This window comes from Nocardioides sp. S-1144 (assembly GCF_005954645.2).
In the GTDB taxonomy this organism is placed as follows: domain Bacteria; phylum Actinomycetota; class Actinomycetes; order Propionibacteriales; family Nocardioidaceae; genus Nocardioides; species Nocardioides dongxiaopingii.
The window spans coordinates 4,065,101-4,080,287 of the sequence record NZ_CP040695.2 but is presented as its reverse complement, the minus strand read 5'-3'; the positions used below and the strand labels follow the sequence as shown (position 1 = coordinate 4,080,287).

Sequence of the window (15,187 nt, the reverse complement as noted above, 5' to 3'; positions counted from 1 at the left end):
CTCCACGGCACCGCGCCGGGCCCCTCCCACGGCACCCCGCGGCACCGCGGGTAGACAGGGGGCGTGCCCCACGACCCGAACGACCCCTTCGTCCGTGTGCGCGGCGCCAGCGAGCACAACCTCAAGAACGTCGACGTCGACGTCCCCCGCGACGCGATGGTCGTCTTCACCGGGGTCTCCGGGTCGGGCAAGTCCTCCCTCGCGTTCGGCACGCTGTACGCCGAGGCGCAGCGGCGCTACTTCGAGTCGGTGGCGCCGTACGCGCGCCGGCTGCTGCAGCAGGTGGGTGCCCCGCACGTGCACGAGATCACCGGGCTCCCGCCGGCGGTGGCGCTGCAGCAGCGGCGCGGCGCGGCCACCTCGCGCTCGACGGTCGGGACGCTGACGACGCTGTCGAACCTGCTGCGGATGCTCTTCTCGCGCGCCGGCACCTACCCGGCCGGCGCGGCGCGGCTCGGGGCGGAGGCGTTCTCGCCGAACACCGCGGCCGGGGCGTGCCCGCGCTGCCACGGCCTGGCGGAGGTGCACGACGTCAGCGAGGAGCTGATGGTGCCCGACACCTCGTTGAGCATCCGCGACGGCGCGATCGCGGCCTGGCCGGGCGCGTGGCAGGGCGCGAACCTGCGCAGCATCGTGACCGGCCTCGGCATCGACGTCGACGCACCGTGGCACACGCTGCCGGCCCGCGACCGCGACTGGCTGCTGTTCACCGACGAGCAGCCGAAGGTGCTGGTCAAGCCCGAGCGGGACCGCGTCGACCACGGCTACCACGGCCTGTTCTGGAGCGCCCGCGCGCACGTCCACCACGTCCTGAACACCTCGAAGAGCCAGATGATGCGCGACAAGGCGTTGCGCTTCGTCCGCAGCGACGTCTGCCCGGCCTGCCACGGCACCGGGCTCCAGGCCGACTCGTTGGCGGTCACCTTCCGGGGCCGGAGCATCGCGCAGACCAACGCGCTGTCGTTCACCGAGCTGGTCGCGCTGCTGCGCCCGGTGGCCGAGCTCACCGACGCCGGCGCGGCCACGTCCTCGGCCGACTCGGGCGAGGCGACCGAGGTGGCGGTGCGGCTGTGCGCCGACCTCGTCGCGCGGGTGCAGGTGCTGCTCGACCTGGGGCTCGGCTACCTCTCGCTGGGGCGCAGCTCCACGACCCTGTCGCCGGGTGAGGCCCAGCGGCTGAGGATCGCCACCCAGCTGCGCTCGGGCCTGTTCGGGGTCGTCTACGTGCTCGACGAGCCGTCCGCGGGCCTGCACCCGGCCGACGCCGAGCCGCTGCTCGACGTGCTCGACCGGCTCAAGGCCGCGGGCAACTCGCTGTTCGTCGTCGAGCACGACCTCGACGTCGTGCGCCGCGCCGACTGGATCGTCGACATCGGGCCGGGGGCCGGCGAGGGCGGCGGCCACGTGCTCTACTCCGGCCCGGTGTCGGGCCTCGAGCACGTCGAGGGCTCGGTCACCGCCGAGCACCTCTTCGGACGTGCGGAGCCGCTCGAGCGACCCCAGCGGACGCCGCAGGGCTGGCTGCACCTGCGCGGCGTCAGCCGGCACAACCTGGACCACGTCTCGGTCGACGTCCCGCTGTGCGTGCTGAGCGCGGTGACCGGCGTCTCGGGGTCGGGAAAGTCGACCCTGGTCACCCAGGTGCTCGCCGAGCTGGTGCGCCGCCACCTCGGCCAGGCCCCCGACGACGCCGAGGAGAGCGAGCTCGAGATCGACGTCGACGACGCCACCGGGCTGGAGTCCTTCGACCGTCTCGTGCGCGTCGACCAGCGTCCGATCGGGCGGACGCCGCGCTCCAACCTGGCCACCTACACCGGGCTGTTCGACGCGGTGCGCAAGGTGTACGCCGCGACCCCGCAGGCCCGCGAGCGCGGGTACGGCGCGGGTCGCTTCTCCTTCAACGTCGCCGAGGGACGCTGCGAGACGTGCCAGGGGGAGGGGTTCGTCTCGGTCGAGCTGCTGTTCCTGCCCGGCACCTACGCACCGTGCCCGACCTGCCACGGGGCGCGCTACAACGCCGAGACGCTCGAGGTCACCTACCGCGACAAGAACGTCGCCGAGGTGCTGGGACTCTCCGTCGACGAGGCCGCGGACTTCCTGGCCGACGTCCCCGCCGCGGCGCGGAGCCTGACGACGCTGCGCGAGGTCGGCCTGGGCTACCTCCGCCTGGGGCAGCCGGCGACCGAGCTCAGCGGTGGCGAGGCCCAGCGGATCAAGCTGGCCACCGAGCTGCAGCGGGCCCGGCGCGGGCACGCGCTCTACCTGCTCGACGAGCCCACCGCCGGCCTGCACCCCGCCGACACCGCCCTGCTGGTCCGCCAGCTGCACCGGCTGGTGGACGCCGGCAACACCGTGGTGCTGGTCGAGCACGACCTCGACACGATCGTCAGCGCCGACTGGGTCATCGACCTGGGCCCGGGCGGGGGCGACGAGGGTGGGCGGGTGGTCGCCACCGGGACCCCGGAGGAGGTCGCCCGGGTCACCGCCAGCGCGACGGCGCCGTACCTGGCCACGCGGCTCGCGGCCCTCGCCCCCGACCGGTAGCCACCGACGTCACCTCGCGCCCGAGGGTGACCGGAGCGCCACCGGCAGCACCGCGACGGTGAGGCAGGCGACGAGCCAGAACGCCGAGGAGAAGGACGCCTGGACCGCGATCGCGCCGACCGCCACCGAGCCGAGGGCGGTGCCGGCGTCGAAGCCGACGTTCCACACCGCGCTCGCCAGGTGGTGGTGGCGGCGCGAGACCGCGCCGAACGCCACGACCAGGGTGAGGTTCTGCAGGCCCCCGTAGGCCAGCCCCACCACGACCATCGCGACCAGGAACACCAGGGGCTCGACCGGCTCGGCGACCGACCACGCCACCAGCGCGGTGCCGAGGCCGGTGAGCAGCACCAGCGGCCACAGGAAGCGCTGCGGCCCGTACCGGTCGGCGAGCATGCCGGCGCGCCAGCGGCCCAGCGCCGCGACCAGGCCCATGAGGAAGAGCCCGGCGGTCGCCGTCGTCCCGGAGACCATCTGCGGGGCGAAGGTGAGCACGGCGCCCCCGGCCAGCGTGACGGAGAGCAGCAGCAGGGTCGGTCGGAGCAGCCGGCGGTAGGCGGTCGAGGCCGGGTCGCCGGGATCGGCGTCACCGCCACCGGCGGCGAGCAGGTCCGGCGCGGTGTGGTGCAGGGTCGAGGCGAGCCGGAGCGCCGCCGGGACGGCCAGGAGCGGGAGCGCGCTGATCGCGAAGACGACCCCGAACCCCGCGTTCTCGGCCAGCCACGGCCCGGCGGGGAGCAGGACCAGGTTGGGGAGCGCCACGGCCAGGCCGTAGACGCCGATCGCCTCCCCGCGCCGCTCGGTGCCGACCAGGGCCGCCACGGCCGAGCTGCCGGTGACGGTGAGGACGCCGAACCCGACGCCGCGGGCGGCGCTGAGCGCCAGCACCGGGCCGAGCGCGTCGCTGACCGCCAGGAGCGCGGCCGGCACGCCGAGCAGGACCATCCCGACCACGAGCGTCGGCCCCCAGCCGAGGCGGCGCAGCGCCCGCGGGACGAACAGCTGGGTCAGCACGGTGAACAGCAGCAGCACGCCGTTGACGAGGCCCGACTCCCCGGTGTCGGCGCCGCCGGCGACCGCCCACAGGGGGGCGACCGGGAGCAGGACGGCGTAGCCGCAGAACCCCAGGAACGTCATCACGACGAGCGGCCGCATCCCCGGCTGCCGCCAGATCGAGATCACCGAGGCACGCTAGTCGCCCCGGTGGACCGGGCTGGGCGGGGGTGGTCGTGGGCCCGGACCCGACGCCGAGCGGTCTCCCCTCCTGAGTACGCGTGCGGTGATCCCGGGCCGCTCCCCGGCCCTAGAGTCCCGGCCATGCCCGATCTCCGGCCGTCCCTCCTCGCCCCGCACCGCAAGCCGTCCCGTCTCGTCCACGGCTTCCTCAGCCGCCTGCTCGGCTGGGTCGCCGGACTGTTCTCGGACGTCGACGTGGTCGGCCTCGAGCACGTCCCGCAGCGTGGCGGTGCGGTGCTGGTCTGCAACCACCGCAGCCTCTTCGACGCCGTCGCCCTGGCCGCCGCGCTCGACCGCACCGGTCGCGACGCGATGGTGCTGGCCAAGGCCGAGCTGTTCCGCGCCCGGCTGGTCGGCTCGGTGCTCCGGCGCGCCGGCGTCATCCCCGTCCACCGCGGCACCGACCGGGCGGCCGACGCCCTCACCTCGGCGGTGGCCAGCCTGCGCGGCAGCGAGCTGGTGGCGGTCTTCCCCGAGGGCACGATCCCCAAGGACGGCGTCCTGCTGCCCTTCAAGTCGGGCGCGGCACGCATGGCGCTGCAGGCGGGCGTGCCGGTGGTCCCGGTCGCGCTGGTCGGCACCGACCACGTCATCGCCAGCAACGCCCAGCGGGTCAAGCGCACCCTGTGGCGGCGCACGGCCGACCGTGCCGACATCGACGTCGTCATCGGTGCGCCCATCCACCTGCAGCCGGGCCACGACCCCGACGCCGTCGAGCGCGCCACCGAGTCGCTGCGCACCGCCGTCGCCGACCTGCTCGCCGAGCACGACCGGCCCGCGCCGCCCTCGCACCGGACCCGCGACCTCGCGCTGGCCGCCCTCGCCTCCGTGCCCCTCGTCGGCTACCTCGTGCGCCGACGGCTCGGCCGACGGTAGGACGTCCTGGTGGACGACGGCGTCAGAGCTGGGCGACCCGCGGCGCGACCTCGGTGCCGAGCAGCTCGATGCCGCGCAGGAGGTCGTCGTGGGCCAGGCGCGGGTTGGTCATCTGCAGCGCGATCCGGTCGACGCCGCCGAGCTGGTCCGCGACGCGGCCGAGCTTGGTGACGATCTCGTCGGGGTCGCCGAGGAAGAACGCTCCGTCCGGTCCGCTGGTGGCCTCGAACTGCGCCCGGTTGGGCGGGGCGAAGCCCCGCTCGCGGGAGACCGAGGTGAACATCTCGTGCCAGCCCGGGTAGATGGTGTCGGCGGCGTGGCGGCGGCTCTCGCCGACGTAGCCGAAGACGTGGAGACCGACCTTGAGGGTCTCGGGCGCGTGCCCGGCCTGCGCGCCCGCCCGGCGGTACAGGTCGACGAGCGGGGCGAAGGCGCGCGGCTCACCGCCGATGATCGCCACCATCAGCGGCAGGCCGAGCAACCCGGCGCGCACGAACGACTGCGGCGTCCCGCCGACCCCGACCCAGATCGGGAGCCGGTCCTGCACGGGTCGCGGGTAGACGCCCTGACCCGTGAGGGGGGCGCGGTGCTCGCCCGACCAGGTCACCTGCGGCGACTCCCGGATCTGGAGAAGCAGGTCGAGCTTCTCGGCGAACAGCGAGTCGTAGTCGGCCAGGTCGAGGCCGAAGAGCGGGAACGACTCGGTGAACGAGCCGCGCCCGACCACGAGGTCGGTCCGGCCGCCCGAGATCAGGTCGAGCGTCGCGAACTGCTGGAAGAGCCGCACCGGGTCGGCGGCGCTGAGCACCGCGACCGCGCTGCCGAGCCGGATGGACGTCGTCCGGGCGGCGGCCGCGGCGAGGATGACCGGCGGCGCGGAGTCGTAGTACTCCTCGCGGTGGTGCTCGCCGATGCCGAAGGAGTAGAGCCCCGACCGGTCGGCGAGCTCGATCTCCTCGAGCAGGTGGGCCATCCGCTCCGCGGGGCCGACGACGTGGCCGGTGGACGGGTCGGTGACCCGGGAGACGAAGCTGTCGACGCCGACGTGCACGGGAACCTCCGGAGCTGGTGGGTGGTGGGTGCCGGGCCAACGCCCACCGACCCTCCGCCATTCCGCCCCCGCCCCGCCGGCGCGTGCCGGTCAGGCCCGCCGGGCCCGTCGCGACACCCGCCGGGCCAGGAGGTAGGTCACGGCGCCGGTGGCCGCCCACGACCCGCCCACGAGGACCACGTCGAGGCTGTGGTGCCCGACGTCGGTTCGGCCGCGCCCGACGCGCGAGCGCCAGCCGTGGTGGGTGACCTCGGCCACGATCCCGGTCTCGGTGACGGGGTTGTCGGGGCGCAGCGTGCCGAACGACCGGAGCGCGGCGCCCCGGGCCTCGACCCGGTCGGCCACGACGAGCAGCAGCCAGTGGGCGGCGCGGGCCTCGCTGTAGCGGCTGTAGGCGCGGCGGCGGATGGCCCCGCTGAGACCGTGCAACGGCTGGGCCGTGCCGAAGACCGGGGGCAGGGTGCCGTGCTCGATGGAGCGCTCGCGGGGCCGGTGCTCGGGCTGGCGCTCGGGGAAGCGCCACCGCACGCCGGGCAGGTCGAGGTCGAGCCGCTCGCGGGGCACCTGGGGCCGGTCGGCGGGGTCGAGGTCGACACCCCAGCCGGGGATCCGGGCCCGGAGCTGCTCGCTGGTCTCGGCGGGAGGCCGCTTGTCGGGCGTGTAGGTGTACTGCGGGACACCGTCGGACTGGTCGTGGCTCATGCCGCACCGTCCACGACGAGGATCGGCTTGATGATGCCGTCGAGCTTGGCCGAGAACGCGTGGTACGCCTCGGCCACGTGCTCGAGCGGGAAGCGGTGCGTCACGACGTCGCTGGGCTTGAGGTGGCCGGCGCGAACGTGCTCGAGCAGCCGGGGCCACTGTCGCTTGACGGGCGTCTGGTTCATGTTGAGGGTCAGTCCCTTGTTGAGGGCGTCGCCGAACTTCACCGCGCTGAACAACGGGCCGTAGGCGCCGACGACCGAGACGGTGCCGCCCTTGCGGACGCCGTCGATGGCCCAGTTGAGCGCGACCGGCGACCCGCCCTGCAGCTTCAGCTTGGCCGAGGTGACGTGCATCAGCAGGTTGCCGTCGGCCTCGGCACCGACGGCGTCGATCACGACGTCGGCGCCCAGGTGGTCGGTGATCCGCTTGAGGAGCACGGCGACGTCGCGGTGCTCGACGAAGTTGTAGGTCTCGGCGTGGGCGAAGGTGCGCGCCTTCTCGAGCCGGTCGTCGAGGTGGTCGATCACGATCACCCGACCCGCACCCATCAGCCAGGCCGACTTGGCCGCGAAGAGCGCGACCGGGCCCGCACCGAGCACGACGACCGTGTCGAGCTCGCGGATGTCGCCCAGCTGGGCACCGAAGTAGCCGGTGGCGAGCGCGTCGGTCATCAGCACGGCGTCCTCGTCGTCGAGCCAGGGCGGGACCAGCGAGGGGCCGACGTCGGCGAACGGCACCCGCACGTACTCCGCCTGGCCGCCGTCGTAGCCGCCCGTGGTGTGGGAGTAGCCGTAGATGCCGCCGACGGCGGTGGCGTTGGGGTTGACGTTGTGGCAGTTCGAGTAGAGGCCGCGGGCACAGAAGTAGCAGGAGCCGCAGAACACGTTGAACGGCACCATGACCTTGTCTCCGACCCGCAGCTCCTGCACCGACGGACCGACCTCGTCGACGATGCCGACGAACTCGTGGCCGAACGTGTGGCCGACCCGGGTGTCGGGCATCATCCCGTGGTACAGGTGCAGGTCGGAGCCGCAGATCGCCGCCCTGGTCACCCGCACGATCGCGTCGTTGGGGTGCTCGATGCGGGGGCGGTCCTTCTCCTCGACCCGGACCCGGTAGGGCCCTCGGTACACCATCGCCTTCATCGTTTGTCTCCTTCGTCGGGTGGGCATCAGTGCTTCTCGAGGTGCAGCGAGGCCAGCCCCGCCATCGAGGACAGGGCCAGCGACCGCGAGACCAGCGCCGTCGGCCCCGGCCAGCGGTGGCGGGCCAGGGTGACGGCGGCGCCGAAGTAGATCGACAGGCACCACGGGCAGTGGACCAGGTACGAGACCTTCGAGCGGTCCGGCGGACCCTGCGCCTCGACGACGCGGTCGCGCACGGGCTCGGCGATCTTGTCGTCCTTGACCAGCTTCACCAGCCGGTAGGTCGCGAGCGCGTCGACCAGGAGGCTGACGGCGTCGCGCTGGGGTGGGGTCGGGCTCACGGTGCTCCTGGGGGATCGGTCAGACGGGCGGTGCCGGCGCGCGAGGTCGTGGTGCGCGCCGTCCGTGGACCCTCCGGTGCCCCGCGCGGTGGGGAATGGCGTCCTTCCTGCGGGTGAGTGACCAAACCGACGCCCCGGGTTGCCGACTACGGGGGCGCGCAGGGCTCCGTGCCCACTAGACTCGCCGAGTTCCAGGTTGGTGCTGGGACGGGCCCGGGGGGGCCCTGGTCGTCCGACCAGGGTGAACCTCACGCAAGGAAAACCCATGGACGTCCGTCCGGCGCACGGAGGCGGCCGATGCTCGAGTCAGTGCCCGCGACGATGACCGCGCGCCCGAGCGCGGACGAGCGGCGGGTGCGCACCTTCCGGGTCGTCGCCGTCGCGACGGTCGTCGTCTGCGCCGTCTTCGTGGCCCTGCTGCAGCCGTCGCTGTTCCCCGCCGACGTCCGCCAGTCGGCCAGCGGACTGGCGCTGGTGCTGAGCGGGCTCTTCCTGGCCGTGTCCTGCGGGCGCGGCGCGCGGATGAACGAGGGGCGCCGCCGGCGCTCCTGGCAGCTGATCCAGGTCGGCGCCGTCGTGGCCGTCACGGGCAACGTGTGGAGCGCCGCCGCCGGGTCGGACCCGGTGACCTCGCCCAGCACCGTCAGCGACCTCACCATCACCGTGGCCCTCGTGCTGTGCATCGCGGCCGTCCTGACGTTCCCGAGCGCGCCACGCCGCCGGGCCGACCAGGTGGTGATGCTGCTCGACGGCCTCGTCGTCGGGGGTGCAGTGTTGATCGTGGCCTCGACCCTGGTCTACAGCGAGCTGCTCGACGAGACCCGTGGCAACGCCACGGCCCGGTTCACCACGCTGCTGATCCCCGTCCTCGACGTCGTGCTGATCGTGGCGGCCCTGCTCCTGCTGCTGCGCACCCGGGGCGCCGACCGTCGCGCCCTCGCCCTGCTGACCCTCGGCTTCCTGTCCTACGCGCTCGCCGACCTCTCCTTCGCGGTGCTCGTGGCCCAGGGCGACTTCGAGTTCGGCACCCCGGTCGACCTCGGCTGGATCATCGGCTACGCGCTGCTCTCCCTCGCCGCGTGGTGCCCCCCGACCCAGACCCCCGAGTCCGGAGTGCCCGGCGGCGCCGGCGACCTGCCGGTGCCCGTGTCGGCCGACGTCCGGGACGCGGCGATGGTCTACCTCGGCCTGATGGTCGCGGCCGCGGTCCAGGTCCTCGCGGGATCGGGCCACGAGCTGGCCGCGTCCACCGCCGTGCTGTGGCTGACGATGGCCTTCGGCGCGGCCGTGCGCCAGATCGTCCTCACCCGCGACAACCTCACCCTGCGCCGGGGGCTGGAGCGCCGCGTCCGCGACCAGACGGCCGACCTGCGGCGCCTGGCCCGTCAGACCGAGGTGCTCCTCACCTCCGTCGGCGACGGCATCTACGGCGTGGACGCCGAGGGCCGGGTCACCTTCGTCAACCCCTCCGGCGCCGAGGCGCTCACCCACACCGCCGAGAGCCTGCACGGGGCCAACGCCCACGACCTCTTCCACGCCCCGGACCACGACGGCCTCCCGCACCCCTACGACGGGTGCTACATCGCCGAGGCGATCCGCTCGGGTGTGGTGACCACGTCGGAGGAGGACGTCTACCTGCGCGCCGACGGGTCCAGCTTCCCCGTCGAGATCACCGCCAGCCCGCTGGTCGAGGACCACGTCGTGCGCGGCGCGGTCGTCGTGTTCCGCGACGTCACCCAGCGCCGGGAGGTCGACCGGATCAAGAACGAGTTCATCTCCGTCGTCAGCCACGAGCTGCGCACCCCGCTGACGTCGATCAGGGGCTCCCTCGGACTCCTGGTCAGCGGCAAGCTCGGCGAGCTCACGCCGAAGGCCGGGGCGATGGCCAACCTGGCGCTGGAGAGCAGCGAGCGGCTGACCCGCCTGATCAACGACATCCTCGACCTCGAGCGCATCGAGTCCGGCACCCGGCCGCTCGACGTGGCCCCGACCGAGGCCGCCGACCTCCTGGCCCGCTCGGTCGCGGAGATGACGGGCCAGGCCCGGGCCACCGGGGTGCGGCTCGAGGTCGGGCCCAGCACCGGACGCGTCCTGGCCGACGGCGACCGCGTCGTGCAGACCCTGGCCAACCTGCTCAACAACGCCATCAAGTACTCCTCCGCGGGCCAGAGCGTCGTCCTCAGCTCCGCCGACGACGGTGCGGGCGCCGTGCTGTTCAGCGTGCGCGACGAGGGACGCGGCATCCCCGGCGACCGGCTCGAGGCGGTCTTCCAGCGCTTCGAGCAGGCCGACTCCTCCGACGCCCGCCTGATGGGCGGCACCGGCCTGGGCCTGACGATCAGCCGCGGCATCGTCGAGCGACACGGCGGCCGCATCTGGGCCGAGAGCGTCGTCGGCGCCGGCACCACGTTGTTCTTCACGCTCCCCTCCGCCGGCCGGTCGGGCTCGCGGAGCGGCTCGACGCCCGACGGCCGGCCCGGTGACCGCGGCGGGGTCCTCCTCGTCGAGGACGACGACGACCTGTCCGACGTCCTGACCACGCTGCTCGCCGGCCACGGCGTGCCGGTGGCGCGCGCCACCGGCGTCCAGGAGGCCCTCGCCATGGCCGCCCGGAACACGCCGCGGCTGCTGATCCTCGACGTCGCCCTGCCCGACGGGACCGGCCACGACCTGGTCGCCGGACTCGCGCTCGACCCCCGGACCGCCGACCTCGACGTCATCGTCTACAGCGCCGCCGACGTCGAGCCCCACGACCGCCCACGACTGACGCTCGGGCGCACCAGCTTCGTCACCAAGAGCCGGGTCGACCCGACCGCGGTCGAGGACCGGGTGCTCGAGCTGCTCGCCACCCCACCAGTACTCCCAGGAAGAGGCATCCGCACGTGACCGGAACGCACGACACCCCGCTCGAGATCACCGTCAGGACCGCCGTCGGCGAGGGCCGCACCCTGCTCTCCGCCTTCGACACCGCCCTGCTCGGTGCCGGGGTGGCCGACTTCAACCTGATCCCGCTCTCGTCGGTGATCCCCCCGCGCGCCAACGTGTCGCGGACCTCCGAGACGCTCCCGGGGGCGCACGGCGACCGGCTCTACTGCGTGGAGTCCGTCGCCTACGCCGACCACCCGGGCGAGATCGTCTCCGCCGGCCTCGGCTGGACGATCCACCCCGAGATCGGCGGCCTGTTCGTCGAGCACACCGGGGGCAGCGAGGCCTCGGTCGACGAGCAGATCCGGCTCAGCCTGGCCGACATGGCCGCCAACCGCGGGATCGACTTCGGCGAGGTCCACACCGCGATCGTCACCGCGCACTGCACCGTCAGGCCCGTGTGCGCCCTGGCGATCGCCGCCTACGAGGTCGCCGGCTGGGGACGGTCGTGAGCTCGCGCGGCGACCTCGAGGTCACGGTCGAGGAGAAGGTCGACGTCGAGACCGCCGAGGCCTACTACGCGCTGTACCGCGAGACCTTCGGCGAGCTCGAGACGAAGGCCGTCGCCCGCCAGCTGCTGCACCGCGAGGAGTTCCTCGAGGAGATGGAGGACCCGCGCGTCGCGAAGTACGTCGCCCGCTCCAGCGACGGCACCGCGATCGGCATGTCGACGCTGACCAACCAGCTCGAGACCGTCCCGTGGATCAGCCCGGCCTACTTCCGCCACCACTACCCCGAGCAGTTCGCGCGCGACGCGGTCTACTACATCGGCTTCACGCTGGTCCAGCGCGAGCACCGGCGCAGCCGGGCCTTCCAGGCGATGATCCACCGGATCGGCACGGTGCTGGCCGAGGCCGAGGCCGTGGTCGGGTGGGACATCTGCGCCTTCAACGACGACGACCTCTCCTTCGGCCGGCACGCCGCGCGCGTCCTGGGCCGCACCGGCGACGTGAGCGTGGCGACCATCGACCGCCAGACCTACTACGCGGGCACCTTCCGGGGCGTCGACGACGGGCGGGTGCCGTGACCACGCCGCCCACCGTGCTGATCGTCGACGACGACGACTCCATCCGCGAGATCACCCAGGTGACGCTGGAGGTGGTCGCCGGCTGGACGGTGATCCCCGCCAGCGGCGGCGAGGCCGCGATCCTGCTCGCGCAGACCCACCGTCCCGACCTCGTGCTGCTCGACCTGATGATGCCGATCATCGACGGCCGGGCCACCTTCGCCGCCCTCCAGTCCGACGAGAGGACCGCCGACATCCCGGTCGTCCTGCTGACCGCCAAGCTCCAGGTGGGCGGCCCGCAGCCGTGGGACGACATGAACGTCGCCGGCGTCATCTCGAAACCGTTCAACCCGATGACCCTCGGCGACGAGCTCGCGACGATGCTCGGCTGGGATCCGCCGGCCTGACCCTGCGCGACCCGTGGAACGAGCCGGGGCGGCGTCGGTGCCGGGGACTACCCTGCCCAGGATGAGCCGGATCTTCAGCGTCAGCGTCGCGTCGGTCTACCCCCACTACGTGGCCAAGGTCGAGAAGAAGGGCCGCACGAAGGCCGAGCTCGACCAGGTGATCGCCTGGCTCACCGGCTTCGACGAGAGGGCGCTGGCCGCCCACCTCGACGCAGGGACGACGTTCGCGGACTTCTTCGCCGCGGCCGAGGTGAACCCGGGGGTCGCGCTGATCACCGGCTCGGTGTGCGGCGTGCGCGTCCAGGACGTCGAGGACCCGCTCATGCAGCAGATCCGCTACCTCGACAAGCTCGTCGACGAGCTGGCGAGGGGCCGGCCGATGGAGAAGGTGCTCCGGTCGTGAGCGGTGCACCCGCCGACGTGGGCCAGGTGGCCGCCGACCTCGCCGCCGAGCTCGTCGCGATCGACAGCGTCAACCCCGGCCTGGTGCCGGGCGCGGCCGGCGAGACGGCGATCGTCGAGCACCTGCGGGCGCGACTGGCCCGGTCGGGGTTCGCCACGCACGTCGTGCCCGCCGCCGGCCGCCCCGACCGGCCCAGCCTGGTCGCCGTCGCGCCGGGGGCGGACGACGTCCCGACCGTCGTCCTCAACGGGCACCTCGACACCGTCGGCACGAGCGGGATGGCGGCGCCCTTCGCCGCCCGGGTCGACGGCGACCGGCTGGTCGGGCGCGGCGCCGCCGACATGAAGGGCGGGGTCGCGGCCGTCGTCGCCGCCGCCGAGGCCCTGCTCGCCGCGGGCGCGCGGGTGCGGCCGGTGCTGGCGCTGGTCGCCGACGAGGAGGACGCGAGCCTCGGGAGCGAGGCCGTGATCGCGGCGCTTCCCGGGCTGGGGGTCCGGCCCGACGTGTGTCTGGTCGCCGAGCCGACCGACCTCGCGCTGGCCCGCTCGCTGCGCGGCTTCGCGGTGGTGCGGGTGCGCTTCGAGGGCCGGGCCGCGCACAGCTCACAGCCCGAGCTCGGCGTCAACGCGGTCACCGCGCTGGGCCGCTTCCTGCACGCCGTCGACGGCGCCGCGCCGGGCGTCCGGGCCGGCGGCGGCGAGCTCGCGGTCACCGTGGTGCGTGGCGGCGGGTCGGCGTTCGTCGTGCCCGACCACGCCGAGTGCGTCGTCGAGCGCCGCACGACCGAGCCCGGCTCGGCCGCCGCGCACGCCGAGGTCGACGCCCTCCTGACCCCGGCGATGCGGGCCACCAGCGAGCTGGTGGCCAGCCGCGAGGCGTGGCGGCTCGACGACCACGGCGCCGCGGCCGACCTCGCCGGGCTCCTCGGCCGGGCGCTCGGCACCGGGGCGAGCTTCGACGCGCCGTACTGGATGGAGGCGCCGCTGTGGCAGGCGAGCTGCCCCACCCTGGTCTGCGGACCCTCCGGCGGCGGCCTGCACGCCGTCGACGAGTGGGTCGACCTGCGGCAGGTGCGGGCCCTGGCCCGCGCGCTTGTCGCCGTCCTCCCGGCCTGGGCGGCGGGCCACCGTGGCGACTGACCCGCGCGGCCTGCGCGGCGACGCGCCGCTCCTCGACGCGTGGCTGCGCTTCCAGGAGCAGCGGCCCACGCCGTTCACCATCCCCGGGCACAAGCAGCGCCACGACCTGGTCGGCGACGTCGTCGCCGGGGACGTCCCGCTGTACGCCGGCCTCGACACGATGAAGCTCAGCGGGGGCGTGCTCGCCGAGGCCGAGGCCCGGGCCGCCCGGCTGTGGGGCGCCGACGTCGCGCGGTTCTCGGTCGGCGGGGCGACCCACGCCAACCAGGCGCTGGCGCTCGCGCTCGGCGGCGACGGCGACACGGTGGTCGTCAGCCGCACGCTGCACCGCTCGCTGCTCCTCGGGCTGGTGGTCGCGGGGCTGACGCCGGTGTGGGTCCGCCCCGAGACCGACCCGCGCACCGGCCTGCCGCTCGGCGTCGCCCCCGCCAGTGTCGCGCGCGCGCTCGAGGCGCACCCCGAGGCCCGCGCGGTGCTCGTCGGCGACCCGTCCTACGTCGGCACCGTCGGCGACGTCGCCGGGCTGGCCGGGGTGGCGCACGCGCACGGCGCCCCGCTCGTCGTCGACGCCGCGTGGGCCGCCCACTTCGGCTTCCACCCCGCGCTGCCCGACCATGCCCTCGCCCTCGGCGCCGACGCGATGGTCGTCAGCGCCCACAAGACGCTGCCGGCCTGGAGCCAGGCCGCGCTGGTGCTGGCCCGCGCCGACCGGATCGACGCCGCACGCCTCGACGCCGGGGTGGAGGCCACCGCGACGACCAGCCCGGCGGGCGCCATCCTGGCCAGCACCGACGCGGCGCGGGCCCTCCTCGAGCGCGACGGCGAGGCACTGCTCGGCGTCGCCCTCGACGCCGTCCGCGGGGCCCGGCAGCGGCTGGCCGAGGTCGAGGGTCTCGTCGTCCTCGGCGGCGACGGCGTCGACCCGCTCAAGCTCACGTTGGTGCTCCCCGGCACCGGTGCGCACGGCGTCCGCGTCGAGGACGACCTGCTCGCCGCCGGGCTGCCCGTCGAGGCCGCGGAGCGCGACACCCTCGTCGCGGTGGTGTCGCTCGCCGACACCGCGGACTCGCTGGGCGCGCTCGTCGACGCGGTGACCGACTCGATCGAGCGGCACCGCGGCGCCCCGCGACCGGTCGCCCCCGCGGCGACCTACGCCGTGGAGCCGGTGTCGGTGATGACGCCGCGGCAGGCCTACTTCGCCGACGCCGAGGCGGTGCCGCTCACCGAGGCGCTCGGCCGGGTGAGCGTCGAGCTGGTGGCGCCCTACCCGCCCGGCATCCCGGTGCTCGCCCCCGGCGAGCAGGTCACCGCGGCGACCCTGGCCGCGCTCGACGCGGCGCGGGCGGCCGGCGTCCGGATCGCCTACGCCGCCGACGCGTCGCTGCAGACGTTGCGGGTGGCGAGGTAGCCGG

General features: G+C 74.4%; 14 protein-coding genes. 9 read left to right on the top strand and 5 right to left on the bottom strand.

All coding sequences use genetic code 11. From position 1 onward, the window contains the following. Window positions 1–63 precede the first annotated feature (63 nt). Window positions 64–2,544: an excinuclease ABC subunit UvrA gene (gene uvrA, locus FE634_RS19240; protein ID WP_138876806.1), complete on the top strand. Its 2,481-nt coding sequence runs from the start codon at window positions 64–66 to the stop codon at window positions 2,542–2,544. Window positions 2,545–2,553: 9 nt separating this feature from the next. On the opposite strand, the gene FE634_RS19235 is transcribed toward uvrA, so the two are convergent. Next, window positions 2,554–3,723 carry an MFS transporter gene (locus tag FE634_RS19235; protein WP_222847624.1) on the bottom strand — a complete coding sequence of 390 codons (1,170 nt, stop codon included), beginning with the start codon at window positions 3,721–3,723 and terminating at the stop codon, window positions 2,554–2,556. A 135-nt stretch (window positions 3,724–3,858) separates the two neighbouring features. Here FE634_RS19235 and FE634_RS19230 point away from each other — a divergent pair, with 135 nt between their 5' ends. Then, a complete protein-coding gene (locus tag FE634_RS19230; protein ID WP_138876805.1) occupies window positions 3,859–4,653 on the top strand; it encodes a lysophospholipid acyltransferase family protein in 795 nt (264 codons plus the stop codon). A gap of 22 nt (window positions 4,654–4,675) precedes the next feature. Here FE634_RS19230 and FE634_RS19225 read toward each other — a convergent pair whose 3' ends face one another. The 4 genes from FE634_RS19225 to FE634_RS21255 form a co-directional block, all read right to left on the bottom strand. Continuing rightward, window positions 4,676–5,704 (bottom strand): LLM class flavin-dependent oxidoreductase, encoded by a 1,029-nt coding sequence (locus tag FE634_RS19225; RefSeq protein ID WP_138876804.1) that lies wholly within the window; start codon window positions 5,702–5,704, stop codon window positions 4,676–4,678. A 90-nt stretch (window positions 5,705–5,794) separates the two neighbouring features. Beyond that, window positions 5,795–6,406, bottom strand: coding sequence for a hypothetical protein (locus FE634_RS19220; protein WP_138876803.1), 612 nt, complete (start codon window positions 6,404–6,406; stop codon window positions 5,795–5,797). Next, the gene (locus FE634_RS19215) at window positions 6,403–7,554 is read right to left on the bottom strand and encodes a zinc-dependent alcohol dehydrogenase (protein WP_148240885.1); all 1,152 of its coding nucleotides are present in this window, start codon (window positions 7,552–7,554) and stop codon (window positions 6,403–6,405) included. The genes FE634_RS19220 and FE634_RS19215 overlap by 4 nt, the downstream gene beginning before the upstream one ends. Before the next feature lie 26 nt (window positions 7,555–7,580). Further along, window positions 7,581–7,895, bottom strand: a complete 315-nt coding sequence (locus tag FE634_RS21255) for a DUF1360 domain-containing protein (protein WP_187366756.1) — start codon at window positions 7,893–7,895, stop codon at window positions 7,581–7,583. A gap of 297 nt (window positions 7,896–8,192) precedes the next feature. Between FE634_RS21255 and FE634_RS19205 the strand changes: the two genes are divergently transcribed. From FE634_RS19205 to FE634_RS19175, 7 genes are all read left to right on the top strand, one after another. Continuing rightward, window positions 8,193–10,781, top strand: a complete 2,589-nt coding sequence (locus tag FE634_RS19205; protein WP_148240884.1) for a hybrid sensor histidine kinase/response regulator — start codon at window positions 8,193–8,195, stop codon at window positions 10,779–10,781. After that, complete coding sequence (locus FE634_RS19200; RefSeq protein WP_137294029.1) at window positions 10,778–11,272, top strand: pyruvoyl-dependent arginine decarboxylase; 495 nt, start codon at window positions 10,778–10,780, stop codon at window positions 11,270–11,272. The genes FE634_RS19205 and FE634_RS19200 overlap by 4 nt, the downstream gene beginning before the upstream one ends. Beyond that, the gene (locus tag FE634_RS19195) at window positions 11,269–11,847 is read left to right on the top strand and encodes a hypothetical protein (protein WP_137294028.1); all 579 of its coding nucleotides are present in this window, start codon (window positions 11,269–11,271) and stop codon (window positions 11,845–11,847) included. The genes FE634_RS19200 and FE634_RS19195 overlap by 4 nt, the downstream gene beginning before the upstream one ends. Next, window positions 11,844–12,233, top strand: a complete 390-nt coding sequence (locus FE634_RS19190; protein ID WP_262347497.1) for a response regulator — start codon at window positions 11,844–11,846, stop codon at window positions 12,231–12,233. Before FE634_RS19195 ends, FE634_RS19190 begins: the two co-directional genes overlap by 4 nt. Before the next feature lie 61 nt (window positions 12,234–12,294). Continuing rightward, on the top strand, window positions 12,295–12,636 hold the full coding sequence (locus FE634_RS19185; RefSeq protein WP_137294027.1) for a DUF2200 domain-containing protein: 342 nt from the start codon (window positions 12,295–12,297) through the stop codon (window positions 12,634–12,636). Beyond that, the gene (locus FE634_RS19180; RefSeq protein WP_187366755.1) at window positions 12,633–13,775 is read left to right on the top strand and encodes a M20/M25/M40 family metallo-hydrolase; all 1,143 of its coding nucleotides are present in this window, start codon (window positions 12,633–12,635) and stop codon (window positions 13,773–13,775) included. The genes FE634_RS19185 and FE634_RS19180 overlap by 4 nt, the downstream gene beginning before the upstream one ends. Beyond that, on the top strand, window positions 13,765–15,183 hold the full coding sequence (locus FE634_RS19175; protein ID WP_138876799.1) for an aminotransferase class I/II-fold pyridoxal phosphate-dependent enzyme: 1,419 nt from the start codon (window positions 13,765–13,767) through the stop codon (window positions 15,181–15,183). Before FE634_RS19180 ends, FE634_RS19175 begins: the two co-directional genes overlap by 11 nt. Window positions 15,184–15,187 lie beyond the last annotated feature (4 nt).